17 protein-coding genes are annotated in these 20,656 nt (G+C 65.8%); 9 read left to right on the forward strand and 8 right to left on the reverse strand.

Annotation, left to right across the window (positions count from 1 at the left end; genetic code table 11):
- Positions 1-50 precede the first annotated feature (50 nt).
- The 4 genes from fabF (at position 51) to gmk (ending at position 4,308) form a co-directional block, all read left to right on the forward strand.
- The gene (gene fabF, locus GWI72_RS05515; RefSeq protein WP_161676024.1) at positions 51-1,313 is read left to right on the forward strand and encodes a beta-ketoacyl-ACP synthase II; all 1,263 of its coding nucleotides are present in this window, start codon (positions 51-53) and stop codon (positions 1,311-1,313) included.
- Between the two features lie 209 nt (positions 1,314-1,522).
- Positions 1,523-2,653 (forward strand): endolytic transglycosylase MltG, encoded by a 1,131-nt coding sequence (mltG, locus tag GWI72_RS05520; protein ID WP_161708074.1) that lies wholly within the window; start codon positions 1,523-1,525, stop codon positions 2,651-2,653.
- Positions 2,654-2,707: 54 nt separating this feature from the next.
- The gene (locus tag GWI72_RS05525) at positions 2,708-3,598 is read left to right on the forward strand and encodes a YicC/YloC family endoribonuclease (RefSeq protein WP_161708075.1); all 891 of its coding nucleotides are present in this window, start codon (positions 2,708-2,710) and stop codon (positions 3,596-3,598) included.
- A gap of 5 nt (positions 3,599-3,603) precedes the next feature.
- Positions 3,604-4,308: a guanylate kinase gene (gmk, locus tag GWI72_RS05530; RefSeq protein WP_161676027.1), complete on the forward strand. Its 705-nt coding sequence runs from the start codon at positions 3,604-3,606 to the stop codon at positions 4,306-4,308.
- A gap of 70 nt (positions 4,309-4,378) precedes the next feature.
- Here the strand turns inward: gmk and GWI72_RS20375 are convergent, their stop codons facing one another.
- The 7 genes from GWI72_RS20375 to lptF form a co-directional block, all read right to left on the reverse strand.
- Entirely contained in the window at positions 4,379-5,455 is a 1,077-nt protein-coding gene (locus tag GWI72_RS20375) for a DUF4214 domain-containing protein (protein ID WP_161708076.1), read from the reverse strand.
- A gap of 110 nt (positions 5,456-5,565) precedes the next feature.
- On the reverse strand, positions 5,566-6,408 hold the full coding sequence (rsmA, locus tag GWI72_RS05540) for a 16S rRNA (adenine(1518)-N(6)/adenine(1519)-N(6))-dimethyltransferase RsmA (RefSeq protein WP_161708077.1): 843 nt from the start codon (positions 6,406-6,408) through the stop codon (positions 5,566-5,568).
- Entirely contained in the window at positions 6,405-7,424 is a 1,020-nt protein-coding gene (gene pdxA / locus GWI72_RS05545; RefSeq protein ID WP_161708078.1) for a 4-hydroxythreonine-4-phosphate dehydrogenase PdxA, read from the reverse strand. Before pdxA ends, rsmA begins: the two co-directional genes overlap by 4 nt.
- Positions 7,425-7,439: 15 nt before the next feature.
- Positions 7,440-8,378: a SurA N-terminal domain-containing protein gene (locus GWI72_RS05550; RefSeq protein WP_161676031.1), complete on the reverse strand. Its 939-nt coding sequence runs from the start codon at positions 8,376-8,378 to the stop codon at positions 7,440-7,442.
- A gap of 196 nt (positions 8,379-8,574) precedes the next feature.
- Positions 8,575-10,974 carry an LPS-assembly protein LptD gene (locus tag GWI72_RS05555; protein ID WP_161676032.1) on the reverse strand — a complete coding sequence of 800 codons (2,400 nt, stop codon included), beginning with the start codon at positions 10,972-10,974 and terminating at the stop codon, positions 8,575-8,577.
- Positions 10,974-12,065, reverse strand: coding sequence for an LPS export ABC transporter permease LptG (lptG, locus tag GWI72_RS05560; RefSeq protein ID WP_161676033.1), 1,092 nt, complete (start codon positions 12,063-12,065; stop codon positions 10,974-10,976). The genes GWI72_RS05555 and lptG overlap by 1 nt, the downstream gene beginning before the upstream one ends.
- Before the next feature lies 1 nt (position 12,066).
- Positions 12,067-13,251 (reverse strand): LPS export ABC transporter permease LptF, encoded by a 1,185-nt coding sequence (lptF, locus tag GWI72_RS05565; RefSeq protein WP_161676034.1) that lies wholly within the window; start codon positions 13,249-13,251, stop codon positions 12,067-12,069.
- A gap of 212 nt (positions 13,252-13,463) precedes the next feature.
- On the opposite strand from lptF, the gene GWI72_RS05570 reads away from it, so the two are divergent.
- Complete coding sequence (locus GWI72_RS05570; protein ID WP_161676035.1) at positions 13,464-14,957, forward strand: leucyl aminopeptidase; 1,494 nt, start codon at positions 13,464-13,466, stop codon at positions 14,955-14,957.
- A 312-nt stretch (positions 14,958-15,269) separates the two neighbouring features.
- Here the strand turns inward: GWI72_RS05570 and GWI72_RS20295 are convergent, their stop codons facing one another.
- The gene (locus GWI72_RS20295) at positions 15,270-15,392 is read right to left on the reverse strand and encodes a hypothetical protein (RefSeq protein ID WP_280116330.1); all 123 of its coding nucleotides are present in this window, start codon (positions 15,390-15,392) and stop codon (positions 15,270-15,272) included.
- Between the two features lie 217 nt (positions 15,393-15,609).
- Here GWI72_RS20295 and GWI72_RS05575 point away from each other — a divergent pair, with 217 nt between their 5' ends.
- From GWI72_RS05575 to GWI72_RS05590, 4 genes are all read left to right on the forward strand, one after another.
- Complete coding sequence (locus tag GWI72_RS05575; RefSeq protein ID WP_161676036.1) at positions 15,610-16,062, forward strand: DNA polymerase III subunit chi; 453 nt, start codon at positions 15,610-15,612, stop codon at positions 16,060-16,062.
- Between the two features lie 534 nt (positions 16,063-16,596).
- A complete protein-coding gene (locus GWI72_RS05580; protein WP_179956025.1) occupies positions 16,597-17,694 on the forward strand; it encodes a carboxynorspermidine decarboxylase in 1,098 nt (365 codons plus the stop codon).
- A gap of 108 nt (positions 17,695-17,802) precedes the next feature.
- A complete protein-coding gene (locus GWI72_RS05585; protein ID WP_161708079.1) occupies positions 17,803-19,041 on the forward strand; it encodes a saccharopine dehydrogenase family protein in 1,239 nt (412 codons plus the stop codon).
- Between the two features lie 592 nt (positions 19,042-19,633).
- Positions 19,634-20,650 carry a 2-hydroxyacid dehydrogenase gene (locus GWI72_RS05590; protein ID WP_161708080.1) on the forward strand — a complete coding sequence of 339 codons (1,017 nt, stop codon included), beginning with the start codon at positions 19,634-19,636 and terminating at the stop codon, positions 20,648-20,650.
- Positions 20,651-20,656: the final 6 nt, after the last annotated feature.

The raw sequence follows: 20,656 nt of genomic DNA on the forward strand, positions 1-20,656 counted from the left end.
GACCTGACGGGCGCAGCGTGCGCGCTGCCGCCCGAACTACGTGCGGGCTAATGAGACGAGTCGTCGTTACCGGTATGGGCATGGTCACTCCGCTTGGCTGCGGTGTTGACGTGACCTGGAAGAAGATCCTGGCAGGCCAGAGCGGGGCGCAGCGCGTCACAGGCTTTGATGTCGATGATCTTGCCTGTCAGATTGCGTGTCAGATCCCGCGCGATCCCTCGGTCGAGGGGGCCTACAATCCAGATGACTGGATGGATCCGAAAGAGCAGCGCAAGGTCGATGATTTCATCATCTATGCCATGGCTGCCGCGGACCAGGCCCTTGCCGATGCCAACTGGAAGCCTCAGACCTACGACGAGCAGGTTCGCTCGGGCGTGCTGATCGGCTCCGGCATCGGCGGGCTCCAGGGCATCGAAGAGGCGGCGCATGTGCTCCGTGACAAGGGCCCGCGCCGCATCAGCCCGTTCTTCATCCCGGGCCGTCTGATCAACCTGGCCGGTGGTCAGGTGTCGATCCGCCACGGCCTGAAGGGCCCCAATCATGCGGTCGTGACCGCCTGCTCGACCGGCGCCCATGCCATCGGCGACGCTGCCCGTCTCATTGCCTTTGGCGATGCGGACGTGATGGTGGCCGGCGGCACCGAATCGCCGATCTGCCGCCTGTCGCTGGCGGGCTTTGCCGCCTGCCGCGCCCTGGCGACCATCTACAACGACCAGCCCACCAAGGCCTCGCGTCCCTATGACAAGGATCGCGACGGGTTCGTGATGGGCGAGGGCGCCGGCGTCGTGGTCCTCGAGGACTATGATCACGCCGTCCGTCGCGGGGCCAAGATCTATGCCGAGGTCATCGGCTATGGCCTCTCGGGCGACGCCTATCACATCACCGCACCGTCGGAAGACGGGGACGGCGCCTATCGCTGCATGAGCGCCGCGCTGAAGCGCGCCGGCATCATGGCCAGCGACATCGACTACGTGAACGCGCATGGCACCTCGACCATGGCGGACACGATCGAGCTCGGCGCGGTCGAGCGTCTGGTCGGCAACGCGGCCGGACGTCTCACCATGTCCTCGACCAAGTCGTCCATCGGTCATCTGCTCGGGGCCGCCGGTGCCGTCGAGGCGATCTTCTCGATCCTGGCGATCCGCGACAGCGTCGCGCCGCCGACGCTCAACCTGGACACCCCGTCCGTCGAGACCGAGATCGACCTGGTGGCCCACAAGGCCAAGCCGATGAACATCGACATCGCGCTGTCGAACTCCTTCGGCTTTGGCGGCACGAACGCCTCGCTGGTGTTCCGCAAGGTCGCAGCCTGAGCCACGGGCTGCTGCGGCGGCGCGGAGCCCGCGCCGCCGGACGGTCGGCGAGACCATCGCTGTTTCGCCCCAATCGGCAGGTTTAACCTCCCGGGGGCGGCTGCCAGGGGACAGGTCCCTGCCACAAGTCCCCTCGACAGTGCAGTCCCCGCCGGCTTGCCCGCAAGGCACCGGACGGATGCAGACGGACCCGGAGGAACGAGCGACCCATGCGACTCAAGCCGAAAAGCCCCCGCGAGGCGATCCAGCCGGACCGGGCTCCAGAGCCGCCAGCCCGTTCGCGCCATGTGCGCAATCCCTTCGTCATTCTCATCAACCTGATCCTCAGCAGCGTCGTGCTGATGATGCTGGCCGCCGGCGCGGGCCTCTACTGGGGCAAGCTCGAGTTCGACGCGCCCGGCCCGCTGCAGGCGGACCGGACGGTGATCATCTCCTCCGGTCAGGGCCTCACCACGATTGCCGAAACGCTGGAGGCCAACCGGGTCATCAGCAACGCCTGGGTGTTTGACCTCGGCGTGCGCGCCTACAAGAACGCCGGCCGGCTGAAGGCCGGCGAATATGCCTTCAAGGCCGGCGTGACCATGAACGAGGTCATGCGCGACCTGGTCGAAGGCAATGCCGTCACCCATTCGGTGACCGTGCCGGAAGGCTGGTCGACGGCGCAGGTAATCGCAAGGCTCAAGGAAAACGAGATCCTGACTGGCGAGATCACGCGCATCCCGGGCGAGGGCGAGGTCCTGCCGGAAACCTACACCTTCACGCGCGGGGCCACGCGCCAGCAGATCCTCGACCAGATGGTCGCCGCGCAGGAGAAGCTCCTGCGCGAGATCTGGAGCCGGCGCAGCGAGAACCTGCCGATCAAGACGCCGGAAGAACTCGTCATCCTTGCCTCCATCGTCGAGAAGGAAACGGCGAAGGCCGATGAACGGACCCGTGTGGCGGGCGTGTTTGTCAACCGGCTGAACCGGTCGATGCCGCTGCAATCGGACCCGACCATTCTCTACGGTCTTTATGGCGGCGAGGCCTGGACGCGCGACCGCTCGGCGATCACCCGCGCCGATCTCGACAAGAAGACCGAGTACAACACCTACCAGATCCCGGCGCTCCCGCCCGGGCCCATCGGCAATCCCGGCCGGGCGGCCATGGAAGCCGTGGCCAATCCGTCGCGGACGAAGGATCTCTACTTCGTGGCCGACGGCACCGGCGGGCATGTCTTTGCCGAAACCTACGAGCAGCATCAGCAGAACGTGCGAAAGTGGCGCGAGATCGAGCGGGCGCTGCGGGCCCAGCAGCAGTCGGCCCCGGCCGCGCCGCAGGCAGCGCCGGCAACTTCCAACTGACACCGGCGGCCCGGACAGCGTCCGGCGCCCCGGTCCTTGCAAGGAACACGTGACATGGCGCTTGCCAGCATGACGGGCTTTGCCCGGGTCGAAGGGGCCGCCGGCCCCGTGCGCTGGACCTGGGAGCTGCGCTCGGTCAACGGCAAGAGCCTCGACCTGCGGCTGCGTCTGCCGTCGGGCCTTGAGGAGCTCGAGGGGCCGCTCAAGGAGCAGGCGGCCCGGGTGCTGTCGCGTGGCAACGTGTCGGCCAACCTCTCGATGCAGCGCGACCAGGGCGAGGCTGTGCTGACGGTGAACGAGGCCGCGCTGGAGGCGGTGCTGCGGGCGCTGCAACTCCTGCACCGCCGGATGCCGGAAGCCGCGCCGCCGTCACTGGACGGCATCCTGGCGCACAAGGGCGTGCTGGAACTGAAGGAGCCGGTCGAGGACGAGGCCAGCCGCGCCGCGTTCCTCGCGGCGCTCGCCGCCAGCTTCGACACGGCCCTCGTCGCGCTTGCCGAGATGCGGGCGCGCGAAGGGGCCGCCATCGGCGCGGTCCTGGGCGGGCATCTCGACACGATCGCGCGGGCGACCGCTGCCGCAGAAGCCGTGCCGGCGCGCCAGCCGGAGGCGATCCGGGCCCGCCTGAAGCAGCAGGTCGAGGATCTGGTCGGCGCCGTGCCGGCGCTGGATCCGCAGCGGCTGGCCCAGGAAGCCGCCCTGCTGGCAGCCAAGGCGGATGTGCGCGAGGAGCTTGACCGGCTGACGGCCCATGTGGGCGCGGCGCGCAAGCTTCTGGCCGAGGGCGGCCCGGTTGGCCGCAAGCTCGATTTTCTGGCGCAGGAATTCAACCGCGAAGCCAACACGCTGTGCTCCAAGTCGAATGACGTGGCCCTGACGGCCATCGGCCTGGAGCTGAAGGCGGTGATCGACCAGCTTCGCGAGCAAGTTCAGAACCTGGAGTGATCCCCATGGCTGACCAAGGCAAGCCGCACGGCGGCACCGTCGTCACGGCCGACGAGGCGGAATCCCATCGTCGCGGCCTCATGCTTGTGCTGTCCTCGCCCTCCGGCGCCGGCAAGTCGACCATTGCCCGGCTTCTGCTGGAGCGGGAAGACAATCTCGAACTGTCGATCTCGGTGACGACCCGGCCACGCCGGACCAGCGAGATCGACGGGGTGCACTACCATTTCATCACGCGCGAGCGCTTCGAGCAGATGCGCGACCGCGGTGAGCTGCTGGAATGGGCCGAAGTGCACGGCAACTACTACGCCACGCCGCGCGATCCGGTCGAGAAGGCCCTTGGCGAAGGGCGCGACGTGCTGTTCGACATCGACATCCAGGGCACGTTCCAGCTCTATGACCGGATGCGCGAAGACGTGGTGTCTGTGTTCATCCTGCCGCCGTCCATCGCCGAGATGAAGTCGCGCCTGCATCGCCGGGCCGAGGACACGCAGGAGGTGATCCTGCGCCGGCTCAAGACGGCTGTCGGGGAAATGCGGCACTGGACCGAGTATGATTATGTCGTCGTCAACGAGGACCTGAGCCGCGCCTATGAAGCGGTCCGGGCCATCCTGAAGGCCGAGCGGCACAAGCGCGCCCGCTCCGCCGCCATCGGCCCGTTCATCGAGGGCATGGTCGGCGACCTTGAGGGGGAACTGTCCGGCGAAGGCTGAGCGGTGTGCCCTGCGAGACGGAAAGATTGGCCCGCCCCGGATCCCGGCGGCGGGCTTTTTGCTGCCAGGGTCAAAGCAGCCAGATGCCTTTTTCAATCGCATGGCCGACCAGGGCCTTGTTCTCGGCGCTCTCGGAGAAACCGAGAAGGACACTGGCTCGGTCCCATGTGCCGGATGACAGTCGCCCGATCCAGCCGGCAAGCCCCTCAGCGTCGGCGTCGCGGCCAAGGACATTGTTGTACAGGGCGTTTATGTAAGTTCTGTCAGAGGGGGTGCGACCGTAGCGCTGGATGAACTCGGCCGATCCGATGAAGGCGGAGGATATCTGATGCAGCGACATGCCGGCGTCCACAAGTTTCACGTTGTGTCTCAGGCCATCGGTATCGGGTGTGCGGGCAAAGGCAGCCTGGTACAGGCGATAGGTCTGCCCGGCGGCACCATCGAGATCGAACGCAAGTATTCTGACGCCGTAACATGTAAACTCGACACGCTCGACGTTGACCAGTTCGGTTGACTGTGGGGTCACAGCTCGGTCAAGACTTATCAGATGACCATTGGAGGTCTTCTCGATCTTGTACGAGGATGGGCAACCCTGAATACGAAATGTGTCCAGTCCGCCCCTGCCATCAAAGTAGTTCTTTCCAGGTCCCAGGATGGCCAAATTGTTGAATTGATTTCCGTAGACGGTATCGTCTCCGGACCTGGCCGACACATTCAAGAAGTTCGTGTAAGTGTTTTCAATTGTCTTGCCGTCAAAAGTGCCGCGATAAGCGCCGCTCTCCATATCGAACGTCGTGATCTCCGACTTTTCCACGGCCGTCAAGCTGATCGCGCCGTTGCCGATCACCGTAGAGTTTGAACTGTAAACAGAAATCGATGTTCTGATATTGGTTTGAGAAAAGTCGACAAATCGAGGCTCTCCGCCAAAGCCGAAATACATGTCTTTCGGCCGTTCCCACGTGCCGTAGAACTCTAATCGTTCGACGTTATCGATTGAATACTCATCCAAAAACGCAAGGTTTATCCGGACGGTATCATAGCCAGCTCCACCATCCAGGCTGAATGAGCCAACCTTGGAATCCAGATGGAAGAAATCAGCCTCACCCGTCCCGACGTTCTCGCCATGCCTGATTGTGAACGTCGCCACTGCGATTACCCTTCAGATTGAAGCCTTGGAGGCTCCACTGATAAATTTCACGAGGGCGATCGGCAAGTAAAAGTTGCATCGTCTTTGGGGACGTCGCTTTTGTGACGCCCTCAGCTCTCCGCGAAACGCGCGGCCAGCCTGACGAAGCCGGGAATGTCGATTTCCTCGGCGCGCGCGGTCGGGGCGATGCCGCAGTTGGCGATGCGCTGTTCAGCGTCCGGCTTCAGGCCCTTGAGCGAGGCGCGGAGCATCTTGCGGCGCTGGCCGAAGGCAGCTGCCGTGACGCGTTCGAGATCGGCCAGCGCGCAGGGCAGGGGCTCCGGATTGGGCTCGAGATGCACCACGGCCGAGGTGACTTTCGGCGGCGGTGTGAAGGCCTGGGGCCCGATGTCGAACAGGATGCGGGCACGGGTGCGCCAGCCGGCGAGGACGCCGAGGCGGCCGTAATGGTCGTCATCCACGGTGGCGGTGATGCGCTGGCCGACTTCCTTCTGGAACATCAGCGTCAGGGACGCCCAGAACGGCGGCCAGACGGGCGTGGTGATCCAGTTGAGCAGCAGCTGGGTGCCGACGTTGTAGGGCAGGTTGGCGACGATCCTGACGGGATGGCCTTCGCCGAGTGCGGCGACATCCACCTTCAGCGCGTCGCCCTCGATCACGTCCAGCCGGCCCGGATAGCGGGCGCTGATCTCGGCCAGCGCCGGCAGGCAGCGGCTGTCCTTCTCGATGGCAATGACCTTGCGCGCGCCATTGGCGAGCAACGCCCGTGTCAGGCCGCCCGGACCGGGACCGACTTCGACGACCGTGGCGTTGGCAAGGTCACCGGCAGCCCGGGCAATGCGCGAGGTCAGGTTGAGGTCGAGCAGGAAGTTCTGCCCGAGCGATTTCTTGGCATCCAGCCCATGGGTGCGGATGACGTCGCGCAGCGGCGGCATGTCGTCGATCTGGCTCATGCCACCGGACCTTCCCGGGTGAGCGCTGCCGCCATCCGCACGGCGGCGGCGAAGCTGTCGCAGCGCGCCGCGCCGGTGCCGGCAATACCGAAGGCCGTGCCGTGATCAGGCGAGGTGCGCACGAAGGGCAGGCCCAGCGTGACATTGACCGTGTCATCGAAACCGATGGTCTTCACCGGGATCAGCACCTGGTCGTGATACATGCCGAGCACCACGTCGTAGGTGGCGCGGGCTGCGTCGTGGAACAGCGTGTCGGCCGGCCACGGGCCGGAGACGTTGAGGCCCTCGGCGGTCAGCATCTGCAGCACGGGCGCGATCAGGTCCCGGTCCTCGGTGCCCATGCTGCCGCCTTCGCCGGCGTGGGGATTGAGACCGCAGACGGCGATGCGCGGCCGCTCCAGACCGAAGCGGGTGACAAGATCATGATGCACGATGCGGGCGGTGTCGGCCAGAAGCCCGGCCGTCAGCAGCTCGGGGACCCGGGCGAGCGGCACGTGGATGGTGACCGGCACCACCATCAGCTTCGGACCGGCCAGCAGCATCACCGGAAGGAAGGGGCCGGGCGCAAAGCGCTGTGCCAGCTCTCCGAGATATTCGGTGTGTCCGGGGTGCCGGAAGCCGGCGTCGTAGAGCACTTTCTTGGCGATCGGGTTGGTGACGACCGCGGCGGCGCGGCCCTCGCGCACATCCTCGACGCAGGCGTCGATCGAGGCGATGACCGCGGCGCCGGTGGCCGGATCCGGGTCGCCAGGATGGTCGGCAACGGCCGGTCCGGTGGGCACGACCGGCAGCGCGTCGGCAAAGACGGCGCCCGCCTCCTCCGGCGCACAGGCGCGGCAGGGCACGTCGAGCCCGAGACGGGCAGCGCGGGCGGCCAGAAACGCGAGATCCCCGCGCAGGTAGAAGGGCGGAAGCTCAAGCTCCTCGCGCCGCGCCCAGGCCATCAGGGTGACGTCCGGGCCGATGCCGGCAGGCTCGCCGCAGGTGACGGCGAGGGCGGGGCGGGGAGCTGTCATCAGGACCGATCCGGCTTACTTGTAGACGATCACGGCCGCGCGGCGCAGCTCCTGGACATAGCGGCGGGTGAGCTGCTCGCCCTCCTTCTGGCGCAGGTCGTCCTCGATCTGCGTGCGGGCGGAAATGTCGGACTTGATCTCCCGCTTCTTGCAGACAGCGATCATCTGGATGCCGCGTTCGGCGTCAAGCGGGGGCGTCAGACGGCCGACCTCGGTCTTGGCGATGACGTCCTTCATGTCCGCCGGCAGCTCGGTCTCGAGGCGGAAGCCGATCGACTTGACCACGACCTCGGACAGGCTGCGCGCCTGGGGCACGCCCTGCTCGCAGGAGGTGAAGGTCTTGCGCAGGGTCTCCGCCTCGCGCTTTCGCTGCACCTTGAAGTTGGGCTTGGCCTTTGCCGGGACGACGAAGATGACCTGCTGCAGCTCGTATTCGACGCTGACGTCGGCCGGCTTGTCCTTGTTGTTCTCGTCCGCGCGCGCCTTGCGCAGCGCGTTGACGATGTCGGTCTCGCTGATCTGGACCTCGGCGCGGAAGCGCTGGCGCACCAGCTGGCTGAAGGCGATCTCGGCCTTGAGACGGTTGCGCAGGGTCTCGGGGTTCACACCAGCCTGACGCAAGGCATTTGCGAGATTCTGCGGCGTGAGATTGACGCGCTGCGCGATGCTGGCAAAGGCGGCGTCGACTTCGGACTTGGAAACGCTGACGCCCATGCGGCGGGCCTCGCGCAGCTTCAGGACGTCGTCGATCAGCTCCTCCTGCGCCTCGCGCGTGGCTGCCCCGCTGCTCTTGCGCTGGGTCAGGGAAATGAGGCGGGCGCGCTGCTGGATGTCGTAGGAGGTGATGGCCTGGTCGGCGACGATGACCTTGATGGAGGACTGGGCCTCGACGCGCGGGGCGGAGACCGTGGCCAGGATCATGGCCATGCAAGCGAGGAGAAGTGACTTCTTCATGTTGTGACTGCCCGGGCCATCCTGCCCGGCGCCTCCCTGTTGCCGTCGCGGAACGGCATCCCCACCGTTTTTCCGCTGCCTGTCGGTCCTGTGTGACCCACCACCGTTCTCAAGCCCATGGCGTGAAACCATGGCCAAAATTGGGAACTGCACCGCTTTTCGCCGTCGGCAGGCATCCCGGGGGCCGGCGGCGGCCTCAGAGGCCGCCGGTCGAGACCTGGGTGTCGCCGATCGTCCGCAGCCCGAAGCGGAAGAAGACGGTGCGGTCAACCGGCTCCTTGTTGTTGCGGCTGCGGTCTTCCTGGTAGGCGACCGACAGCGAGAAGCCCTCGTCGTCGTAGCCGATGCCGAGCCCGTCCTGCACCACGTTGCGGTTTTCCATGTCGTAGCGCAGCGAGCCGAAGACGCGCCAGTTGTCGCTGAGGCGCAGGCTTGCGGCCCCGAGCACTTCCTCGCGCGGCTTGTCGATGCCGAGATCGGGCTGGGCGCCAAGGAAGGCATAGGCGAGCGTGCTGACCACCGGGCCATAGGTTGCCGTCGCCTGGGCCTGCACCCGACGGATCGCGAAATTGTCGTCGTCGAAGCGGGCCTGGGCACCGAACCGCACGCCGTAGCGCGTGTCGAAATAGGCGCTGCCGACATAGTCGGAGTTGCGCGTTTCCAGACCGGAGTTGCGCGTCGCGCCGAGCAGGTCCGTGTAGGTGTAGGAGTTCTTGCCGGCCAGATGGAACGAGCGGCCGAACATGGTGCTCAGATACTGGCCGCCGTCGAACTGCAGCTTGTAGTTCAGGCCGATGTTGGCACGCGTGCCGCCTTCGGCCCGGTCGAAGCCGGAGAACTTGTCGTAGTCGAACAGCGTGGTGGCATCGAAGACGAGGCTCTGGGCGTCGTCGTTCGGCAGCTGGCCGATGCGCTGCTCGTCCGGGCGCACGATGATCTGCGCCACCGGCTCGATGATCTGGTTGCCGCCGTCGAAGGTGACGACGAAGGGATAGCGGTACTCCATGCCCGCTGCCGGCATGAAGCGGCCGGCGAAGGCATCGCCCGTGAGCGAGCTGATGTTCTTGTCCTGCGAGGCCAGGAAGAACAGGTCGCCGCGCACATAGGCAAAGGGCGTGAAGACCTGGCCGATCGGGTCGATCAGGGTGCGGCGCCAGTCGGTCTGGACGGTCAGGCGCGAGAAGGTGCCGTCGATGCCGCGGAACCGGTCCACGCCGTTGAAGGCAAAGGCGTCGGTCTTGTTGCGGTGCAGACTGGTGAAGTTGCTCGACAGCGACAGCTCGCCGCCGGCAATCGGGTTCTCGAACACGTAATCGTAGTCGACGACCGGCAGCACGTAGGGCTGCTTGTCCTGCAGGCTGCGGCCCACCGGCGAGAAACGGCCGACAGGATCATGACCGTCGCGCGAGGAATCGTAGTCCTCCTGCGAGATCTGGAAGGCATAGGCCTTGACCGACAGGGCGTTGCGCTCGGTCTCGCCGGCCAGATAGATCTGCGAGACCTCGTCGCTCTTGGCAAAGCTCACGCTGTCGTAGTCGCGCAGGAAGGCGCGGTCGGTCTTGTGCGTGAGGTCCCAGCCCCATTTCCAGTCGCGCGAGATGCGGAACTCGCCGTCGGTGTGGATCGCCCCCCGCCAGCGCCGGTCGCCCGACGTGCCGCGGAACTCGGACGGCTGGGCCTGGAACAGGCCGGCCGCCGCGACCCGGTAGGAGCCCGAGACGAGCCGCTGGCGCCAGACGGCCTCGCTCAGCACGCCCTGCTTCGACAGCGGGGTCAGGGTGACGCCGAGATCGTAGGTGGGATCGAGCGCCCAGTAGTAGGGCAGCGCGACGCCGAAGCCGAGCCGCTCCGAAAAGACGCCGGACGGCATCAGGAACCCCGTCTTGCGCTTGACCGTCGGGTCCGGCATCGACAGGTAGGGCATGTAGGCGATCGGCTGGCCGAAGAACTCCAGCGAGGCGTCCTGGAACTCGACAACCTGCTCCTGCTGGTTGTGGATGATCCGCTGGGCGCGCAGCCGCCACAGCGGCGGCTTGTTCGCCGGACGGTCGGGGCTGGTGTAGACGGTGTAGAGGCCGTTCTCGAAGGTGGTGACATTGCCGCCTTCGCGCGTGGCGCGGTCGGCAATGAAGCGGGTGCGCTCGGGCGTGTCGAGCTGCAGCGAGTTGGCAAAGCCCTGGGCGAAGTCGTCCGAGAGTTCCAGCTCGTTGGTGGTGACGACATTGCCGTCCGGCTCGATGAAGCGCACGTAGCCGCGCGCGACCATCTTGCCGGCCTTGCGGTCGAAGTCGACGCGCTCGGCCTCCAGCGTGAAGCCATCGTAGAAGATCTCGACCTTGCCGACGGCCGAGATCACGTCCCGGTCGAAGTCATAGGTGAGCTCGGTCGCTTCCAGAAGCATCTGGGCATCGGGCTTGATGCGGGCCTGCAGCGCGTTCGCAAGCGAATCCTGGGCAACTGCGGGGGTGAGGGCCCCCGGCGCCACGATCAGGCTGCAGGCAATGACGAACCCCAGGCCGCGGATACGGATGCCGCGAGCCGGGCGCACAGCGCCACGCGTCAGGAAGGAGGGGGCGAGAAGCGAGGACCGCGTCATCAGCCGTCTTCCTGATTGAGCAGGATCGTCAATCCCATGAGAACTCCAAACACTCCCGGAGCCCAGGCGGCAATCAGCGGCGGAACGATACCCGCTCCACCCAAATCACGCGCGAGCTCCGACAGAACGTAAAGCACGAAGCCAGACAGGATTCCACCCAGAATCATCCGGCCGAGCCCGCCAAAGCGAGAAACCTTGAGCGAAACCGCAGCGGCGATCAGAACCATCGCCAGCAAAAGCAGGGGACGGGCCAGAAGCGTCTGATATTGAAGCGTATATCGGTACGCGGGCAATCCGGCCCGGCGGGCCAGCTCGATGAAGCGGGGCAAGTCCCAGAACGAGATCGATTCGGGCGCGCCGATGCTTTCGCGCACTTCCGTGGGCGTGAGGAAGGTGGAGACCTTGTAGGCGCCGTAGCGCTGCGGATCGGCTTCCGTCGTGTAGACGATGGCATCCGTGAGGTTCCAGTATTCCTCGAACAGCCGCGCCTCGCGTGCCTCGATCCGCTCCTGGAACGTGCCGTCATGGTCGAAGGTGAAGATCGTGACGCCGAGCAGGACCGTGCCCTGGCCGATGAGCTGCTCGGCATGCAGCACCGATTCGCCGTCAACGCCGTCCTGCCGCAGCCAGACCGAATTGGTGGTCTGGAGCAGGAAGGTTTCCTCCGAGCCGAAGATGCCGGCTGCCAGGTCGTCGGAGCGCTGCTGCATCCAGACGGCGGCCGGATTGTAGACCATGACCGACAGGATCCCGAGCACCAGCGCGACCAGGGCCGCGGGGGCCCCGAACTGCCAGACCGAAATGCCGGCCGCGCGGGTCACCACCAGCTCCAGCGCGCGGCTGAGCGTCACGAAGGCGAGGATCGCGCCGAACAGCACCGCAAAGGGGATGACCTGCTCGAGGAGCAGCGGCACCCGCAGGAGCGAGATCAGGCTGACCCTGAGCACCGAGACATCGCCCCGCTCGCCGGCGCGGCGCAGGAGCTCCAGCACGTCGAAGAGATAGATGAGGACGGCAGCCAGCAGGAACAGGCCGAGGATGGCCTTGAGGAAGCGGGCGGAAAAATAGAGCGTGAGCGTGCGGCCGAGCATGTCAGGACGTTCCCCCGCCCATGCGGCCCTGCAGGCGTTGCTGCAGCGCGTCCGCCGCCTCGCCGATGCGCTCCGTCAACCGGCCCATCCAGGCCGGTGCGGCCTGTTCCGAATGCAGGATGGCCCAGATCGCGGCCGCCATGCCGGCGAGCGGCACGAGATAATGGCCCACCATCATCGCGTCGTCTCCTGCGGTCAGCGAGGTCACGCCGAAGCCCGCGGTGCGCAGCAGGATGCAGGCGGTCAGCGCGCCGAGGATTGCCATGCCCCGGCTCTGGCGGGTGGTGCGGGCCTGTCCGAGGAAGGCGAAGACCACCAGCGCGAAGGCGAGCGGATAGAGTGGCTGGCTGAAGCGGCTGTGCAACTCGCCGATCAGCCGTTCGCGGTTGCCGCGGGCGTAGTCGTCGATGTCGCGCTCGAACATCAGCGCATAGGTGGAGCGTTCGGAGGCCTTGTAGACGGGCTCGCTGGCCTCGGGGATCAGGCTCGAGAGATCGAAGGCGTAGGACTGGAACCGGACGATGGAAATGTCGCCCTGGCGCTTGGGGCGGCGCTGGATCGTCCCGTTCTGCATGATCAGCAGCGTCCGGCCGGCCGCCTCGACGATGTTTCCCTGGTTGGCCTGGTAGGTGAAGATCGTCTCGGGATCGCGGGTGTCGTGCAGCAGCAGCCCGTCGAGCTTGCCGTCGCCGCTGCGGTTGCGGATGTGGAAGGTCAGCCCGTCCTCAACCGTGATGAAGCGGCCCGGGCGAACGATGTTGGCGACCAGGTCGACGCGCACCCGGGCAATCTCGTCGCGCAGCTGGGCCAGGCCGAGCGGGGCGACATAGAGGGAAAAGAAGGCGGTGGCGGCCGTGACGGCGAGGGCGAACATCAGCACCGGCTGCAGCACGAGCCAGCGTGAGCCGCCGGTGGCGTTGATCACGATCAGCTCGCTGTCGCTGGACAGGGCATTGAGGACAAGAATCAGCGCGATCATCAGCGCGAAAGGCGCGACGATGACGACAAGGAACGGCATCGCCAGCATCGTGATCGAGATGAACTGGACGATCGTCTGGCCCTTCGAGGTGACGAGATCGAGCTGGCGCAGCGCCTGGGTCGCCCAGACCACGCCCGTCATGGCCGCGAGCGTCATGACAAAGACGAGGAGGGAGCGCCGGATGATGTATCGTTCAAGCGTCTTCATGCGACCAGCCGCAGCGCCAGCCGTCCGGCGCCTAGTTGCGTTCGTTCCGTGCCCCGGATCCCGCCCGAAGCTCCGATTAGCACGGAAGGTGGTGAACAGCACGCAAACAAGCGAGCGAATTTGACAATAATTTTCGCAAGGCTTGCGGGTCGGAGGAGGGCGGTCCATCTTGCCCCCACAACAACACCTGCACATGGGATACCGCAGCAATCATGAGCAAGCTCACAAAGATCCAGTTCGGCAAGGCCGTGGCCCAGCCGGGCGTTGCCGTCGTTTTTGCCGATGAGGAGCTGGCCAGCGGCGCGCTTGGCGCCGCCCTTCTGGACAGCCTGAGCGGGGGGCTCGCCCGTGCGGCCAAGGCGGGCAACTTCACCGGCAAGCGCGGGACGCGCCTCGACCTGATCGCCCCGGCCGGGCTGGACCTTGACCGGCTGATCGTCATCGGCCTCGGCAAGCCGGAGGACATGAAGGGCCTCGACTGGATGAAGCTCGGCGGCGCCGTGCAGGCGGCCGTCGCAGCCGCCAAGGCCACCCAGGCACTCGTCTATCTGGAGACCGCGAAGGCCGAAGTCACCGGCGAGGCGGCGGCCGATTTCGCCCTCGGCGCCGTGCTGCGCAGCCACACGTTCGACACCTACAAGACCAAGAAGGACGAGGACGCCGCCCCGGCCGAGATCACTCTCAACATCGCCGGCGTCGACCCCAAGGCCGCCAAGAAGGCCTGGAGCGTGCGGGAAGGTCTGGGCGAAGGCGTCATCCTGGCGCGTGATCTCGTCAACGAGCCGGCCAACGTGCTGGGCCCGGTCGAGTTCGCAGATCGCGCGGCCAAGCTCGAGAAGCTCGGCGTCGAGATCGAGATCCTGACCGAGAAGGAGATGAAGAAGCTCAAGATGGCCGCGCTGCTCGGCGTGGCCCAGGGCTCCGTGCGTCCGCCGCGTCTGGTCATCATGCGCTGGAACGGCGGCAAGAAGGACGAGGCGCCGGTCGCCTTCGTCGGCAAGGGCGTGGTCTTCGACACCGGCGGCATCTCGATCAAGCCTGCCGCGGGCATGGAAGACATGAAGGGCGACATGGGCGGGGCTGCCGCAGTCACCGGTCTCATGCATGCACTCGCCGCGCGCAAGGCCAAGGTCAATGCCATCGGTGTCATTGGCCTGGTCGAGAACATGCCCGACGGCAACGCGCAGCGGCCGGGTGACATCGTGCGCGCCATGTCCGGCACCACGATCGAGATCCTCAACACCGACGCCGAAGGTCGCCTCGTGCTGGCCGACGCGCTCTGGTACACGCAGGACCGTTTCAAGCCGAAGTTCATGATCGACCTGGCGACCCTGACCGGCGCCGTGATCATCGCGCTCGGCTCCCAGAACGCCGGTCTGTTCTCCAACAACGACGAGCTGGCCCAGCGACTGACGGCGGCGGGCGAGGGCACCGGGGAAACCGTCTGGCGGCTGCCCCTGTCCAAGGCCTATGACAAGCTGATCGACACGCCCAACGCCGATGTGAAGAACACCGGCGGCCGTACGGCCGGCTCCATCACGGCCGCGCAGTTCCTGCAGCGCTTCGTCAATGACGTGCCGTGGGCGCATCTCGACGTGGCCGGCACGGCCATGGGCTCCGACAAGACCGAGTTCAGCCAGGGCTGGGCCTCGGGCTTCGGCGTGCGGCTGCTCGACGAGCTGGTCCGCGCCCATTACGAGGACTGAGAGCGGACCTGATGTGGGGCGGGGCGCGGGGCATGTCCGGCCCCGCTGTCCGCGATGTCAGGTTGCGATGTCACGCTGCGATGTCAGGCCGCGATGTCAGGTTGCGATGTCAGGCCGCCCGGACGACGGGCGACCTGGCGCCGGCCAGTTCAGGCCGGTTCAGGCCAGTTCGGGCCAGTTCGGGCCAGCCTGCCGGGGGCACCGGCTGCAGGAGGCGCTGCACAGTCCGTCAACAAAAAACCCGCCGGGTGTCCAGCGGGTTTTCAACAGTTTCTGCAGTGTGCGGGGCACGGGTTATCCCCAGCCGCACCCTCAGCAGGCCTTGTAGGCCTGGCAGGCAGTCGCAGGCTCGGTCACGATGAGGCCAAGGGCCGCAGTCGCACCGGCGAGCCCGAGAACCAGCGTGAAGAACAGCGCGACGCGAACAACCATCATGAACCCCCGATAACCGGCCCTGAACACCTCGGCAGCCAAGGTCCTTAACGACTCGCTGCCAACCCGGGTTCAAAATAAGGCCTGCAAATTTGCGTCCGGTTAATGCTAGGAGTCCCGGCGTCTGTCCATGCGCATTCTGGCGCGTGGCGCCGAAATGGTTGCGGCCTGTTGCCGGGCTGCATCACCCGCGCCGAGCGAACGAGGGAGACCGGATCCTTTGGCCACCGAAGTGCTGTTCTATCACCTGACGAGCCAGCCGCTGGAGGCGGTCCTGCCGGGTCTTCTGATGAAATGCCTCGAGCGGGACTGGACCGTTGTCGTGCAATGCGGATCGCGCGAACGGGTCGAGGCGCTGGACGCGCATCTGTGGGCCTTCTCCGACGACAGCTTCCTGCCGCACGGAACCGCCGCGGACGATCATCCCGAGCACCAGCCCGTCTATCTCACGGACGGGCCGGACAACCCCAACGGCGCGGTGATCCGCTTTCTGGTCGACCGGGCCGTCCCCGGCAGCATCGAGGGCTATGCCCGCATCGTCCTGCTGTTTGACGGGCAGGACCCGGAGGCGCTCGCCGAGGCGCGGGGCCACTGGAAGAGCCTGAAGGCCCAGGGCGCCGAGGTGACCTACTGGCAGCAGAAGCCGAACGGCGGCTGGGAGCGCAAGGCCTGACTACACGGCCTGATCACACGACCTGTCCCCAAGTCCCGGACACCAGGCTGAACGAGGAGGCGGTGCCGGCCCGCGCGCTGCCAGCCCGCTGCCCGACCACTGTCAGCCCGCTGCCTGCACGAGCCGTGTCTGACGGTCTCGGGATCATGGCCTGACGCGCCCGTGTTGCGCGGCCGGACGTCCGGCTTTGCAGATCGTTCAAGGATTGGCCTTCCGGCTTTCAAGTTGTTGCAGCGCCGGCATGGTTTTGATGAGCCGGCTTCGCGCGGCTGCCGTTGCATTGGCGGTCGCCTGGCAAATCTTCGCAAGCGGGCGTGACGGTTTCGCGCCCGGCTGACGCGCGGCATTACATGCGGGCAGGGGGGAGGCGTTGCTGTCGGTGGCCCTGCGAACGCTGACAGGTGCGGAGCGCGTCAAGCGTGAAATTTTAATCAAGGGACCCGATTTTCATTGTGCCCGGGGGGCAAAGGGGGTAACAGGCCCCCCTGACTGGGTTCCCTCCCTGTTTTGTTCAGGATGGCGGAAGGGCTAAACATGATCCCCACTCCCTATTATCTCATCGACAAGTCGAAGCTTCTCCCGAACATGGAGAAGATCGCGTGGCTGCGCGAGACCTCCGGCGCCAAGTCGCTGCTGGCGCTGAAGTGCTTCGCCGCCTGGTCCGTGTTCGACTTCATGTCGCAGTACATGGACGGTACCACGTCGTCCTCGCTCTACGAGGTGAAGCTCGGCCGGGAGAAATTCCCGGGCGAGACGCATGCCTATTCGGTCGCCTACGCCGATGACGAGATCGACGAGGTCATCGCCTCGTCCGACAAGATCCTCTTCAACACCATCGGCCAGCTCGAGCGGTTCGACGCCCAGTCGGCCGGTCACGTGCGTGGCCTGCGCGTCAACCCGGGCGTTTCCACCTCCGGCTTTGACCTGGCCGACCCGGCGCGTCCGTTCTCGCGCCTTGGCGAGCATGACCCGGAGAAGATCGCGGCCGTGGTCGACCGGATCTCCGGCTTCATGTTCCACAACAACTGCGAGAACGACGATTTCGACCGCTTCGACGCCATGCTCGGCCATATCGAGCAGCGTTTCGGCTTCCTGATCCGGCAGATGAACTGGATCAGCCTGGGCGGCGGCATCCATTTCACCGGCGAGGGCTATCCGCTGGAGAAGTTCGCCGAGCGGCTGAAGCGCTTTGCCGGCGAAAACGAGGTGCAGGTCTATCTGGAGCCGGGCGAGGCCGCGATCACCAAGTCCACCACGCTGGAAGTGACCGTTCTCGACACGCTCTACAACGGCAAGAACCTCGCCATCGTCGACAGCTCGATCGAGGCGCACATGCTCGACCTGCTGATCTACCGGCTGAATGCCAAGATGGAGCCGAATGCCGGCGACCATGAATGGATGGTCTGCGGCAAGTCGTGCCTGGCCGGCGACATCTTTGGCGAGTTCCGTTTCCCCGCGCCGCTGAAGGCCGGCGACCGGCTCTCCATGCAGGATGCGGCCGGCTACACGATGGTCAAGAAGAACTGGTTCAACGGCGTGAAGATGCCGGCGATCGCGGTGAAGGAGCTGGACGGCGCGGTGCGCCTTGCCCGCGACTTCACCTATGCCGACTTCGCAGCCGCCCTTTCCTGATCCTGCTGTGATGCCGCCGTGATGGCGGCGTGACACGTTCCTGAACGCGGGCCGGCAGCTCCGGCCCGCGCAGTGCCCCTCAAAGACTCAAGGAGGACTATGGGCGAAATGAAGCGCAACATACTCATCATCGGCGCCGGTGGCGTAGCGCAGGTTGTCGCGCACAAATGTGCGCAGAACAACGACCTGCTCGGCGACATTCACATTGCTTCGCGCAATCCCGCGAAGTGCGAGCGGATCATCGACAGCATCCGCGAGAAAGGCAGCCTGAAGGTCGAGGGCGCTCTTGAAGCCCATGCCCTGGATGCAATGGACACGGCGGCGGTCGCCGCGCTGATCCGCAAGACCGGGTGTCAGATCGTCATCAACGTCGGTTCGTCCTTCGTCAACATGACCGTTCTGGATGCCTGCATCGAGACAGGCGTGGCCTATATGGACACGGCCATCCACGAAGATCCGAAGAAGATCTGCGAGACGCCGCCCTGGTACGGCAATTACGAGTGGAAGCGCCGCGAGGCCTGCGCGGACAAGGGCGTCACCGCCATCCTCGGCGTCGGCTTCGACCCGGGCGTGGTCAATGCCTATGCGCGCCTGGCCATCGACGAATACGTGACCGAGCCGGAGTCGATCGACATCATCGACATCAACGCCGGCTCGCATGGCCGCTGGTTCTCGACCAACTTCGACCCGGAAATCAATTTCCGTGAGTTCACCGGCACGGTCTATTCCTGGCAGCAGGGGGCCTGGCAGTCGAACCGGATGTTCGAGGTCGGCAAGGTCTGGGACATGCCGCTCGTGGGGCCGCAGCAGACCTATCTGACCGGCCATGACGAGGTGCATTCCCTGTCGTCCAACTATCCGCAGGCGGACGTGCGCTTCTGGATGGGCTTCTCGGATCACTACATCAACGTCTTCACCGTGCTGAAGAACCTCGGCCTCCTGTCCGAGCAGCCGGTCAGGACGGCCGAAGGGCTGGAAGTGGTGCCGCTGAAGGTGGTCAAGGCCGTGCTGCCGGATCCCTCGTCGCTTGCCCCGGATTACACCGGCAAGACCTGCATCGGCACGCTGGTGAAGGGCAAGAAGGACGGCAAGCCGGCCGAAGTTCTGGTCTTCAACATCGCCGACCACAAGGACGCCTACAATGAAGTCGGCTCGCAGGGCATCAGCTACACCGCCGGCGTGCCGCCGGTCGCCGCTGCCATGCTGATTGCCGACGGCACGTGGGATGTGGGTGCGATGAAGAATGTCGAGGAGCTTGACCCCAAGCCCTTCCTCGCGCTCCTCAACCGCATCGGCCTGCCGACCGAGATCAAGGACGCCTCCGGCACCCGGCCGTTTGTCGGCTGATCTCAACAGCGCATGCGTGATGGAAGCCCCGGATCGAAAGGTCCGGGGTTTTTTGTTTGCCCGTTGTTGTTACGCGTCATCCCGGACCAGCTGAGCGCCAGCGAAGCGCCGAGCCGGGATCCAGATATCAGCCGCGCGGAGCGCGACACGCTGGTCCAGCGCGCGCCGATCAGGCGAAATTGCATTTGCGCTCGCTGCCGCTCGCACTGACATGCTGGATTCCGGATCTGCGGTTCTCTGCCGCTCACCTTGTCCGGAATGACGGGGAGGACGGGAGGCGTGGATTTCGAGACGGGGCCATGCGTCATGTTGTGGGCTGTTGCGCTCGCTGCCGCTCGCAGATGACGGATGGTTCTTGCGCTCGCTGCCGCTCGCACTTGGTCGCTGTTTGTTGCGCTCGCTGGATTCCGGATCTGCGGTTCGCGGCCGCTCACCTTGTCCGGAATGACGGGGAGGGCGGGAGGCGTGGAATTCGGCACGGGCCATGCGCCATGTCATGGGCTGTTGCGCGGCGATGTGTATCACTGCCGGCAACGCCCCCTCAGACGGGGCGCGCAGCCAATCTTGCCATCATCCCATCCGGAGCCCGACAATGTCCGATGCCCGTTTCCGTGTCGATGTGTTCAGCGCCAAGCCCTATGACGCCCGGTTTCTGGATGCGGCGGCAGCACGGGCGGAGGCGCCGGTCAGCCTCGTCTATCACGACATGCGCCTGACGGAACGGACCATGCCGCTGGCGCGCGGGGCGGATGTGGTCTGCGCCTTCGTCAATGACACCCTGTCGGCGCCGGTGCTGGACGGACTGTCGGATTTCGGGGTGAGGCTCGTTGCGCTGCGCTCGGCCGGCTTCAATCACGTGGACCTCAAGGCCGCAGCGGCCTGCGGCATTCAGGTGGCCCGTGTGCCGGCCTATTCGCCGCATGCGGTGGCGGAGCACGCGGTCGCCCTGATGCTGACGCTGAACCGCAAGACCCACCGCGCCTACAACCGGGTGCGGGACGGCAATTTCGCGCTGGACGGGCTGATGGGGTTCGACGTCCATGGGCGCACGGTCGGCATCATCGGCACCGGTCTCATCGGCGAGGTGCTGGCAAGAATCATGACCGGATTCGGTTGCCGCGTGGTGGCGCATGACCCGGTGCCGAACCCGGCCTGCCTCGCGCTTGGCGTCACCTATCTGCCGCTGGCCGAACTCTTCGCCGCCGCTGACATCCTGTCGTTGCAGTGCCCGCTGACGCCGGCCACGTTTCATCTCATAAACGATGAAACGATTGCGCAGATGCGCCCCGGCGTCATGCTGGTGAACACCTCGCGCGGGGCCGTGATCGACACGGCCGCCGTGATCCGGGGGCTGAAGAGCGGCCAGATCGGCGCCCTCGGGCTCGATGTCTACGAGGAGGAAAGCCAGCTGTTCTTCGAGGACCTGTCGGACCGGATCATCCCGGACGACCTCTTTGCCCGGCTCCTGACCTTCCCGAATGTGCTGATCACCGGCCACCAGGGCTTCTTCACCGAGGACGCGCTGACGGCCATCGCCGAGACGACCATCGCCAATGTCACGAGCTTCCTCTCAACCGGCGCGCCGCTGCATCCGGTGAAGGCGCCCTGACGCAAC

This window comes from Pannonibacter sp. XCT-53 (assembly GCF_009915765.1).
GTDB lineage: Bacteria > Pseudomonadota > Alphaproteobacteria > Rhizobiales > Stappiaceae > Pannonibacter > Pannonibacter tanglangensis.